The organism is Clostridium boliviensis, from assembly GCF_033342255.1.
GTDB lineage: Bacteria > Bacillota > Clostridia > Lachnospirales > Lachnospiraceae > Lacrimispora > Lacrimispora boliviensis.
In genome coordinates, this window is the sequence record NZ_JAWONS010000022.1 from 1 (window position 1) to 309 (window position 309).

Annotated in this window: 1 pseudogene; it reads left to right on the forward strand. The window is 57.0% G+C overall.

Annotation, left to right across the window (positions count from 1 at the left end):
- A pseudogene (locus RZO55_RS00930) lies at positions 1-286 on the forward strand (hypothetical protein); the annotation flags it as partial.
- Positions 287-309 lie beyond the last annotated feature (23 nt).

Below are 309 nucleotides of genomic sequence, written 5' to 3' on the forward strand. Positions count from 1 at the left end.
GTATCGGAGCGAAAGCGCTAAATCCGCCGATTTGCAGGAACGGTTTACCCGGTACTATGAGAACCGGGATCCCGCCGATGAGGAAGCGATCGGTCTGTTTTACGCCGGTTTTATGTTCTTCGGGCTTTCCATCGGCGCTCTGGCCGGCTTTCTCGGCGGTGGAGGACGGGAGGTGTTCTTCTCCGGCGGTTGGATCGATACGGTGATCGGTGGCGTTGTCGGCGCCGTCACCGGATTGGGGTCGGGAATGATCAGCCACGCAGTGATTGTGCTGAAGAAAAAATAGGAAAAGGGTTGTACTGCGCCTTG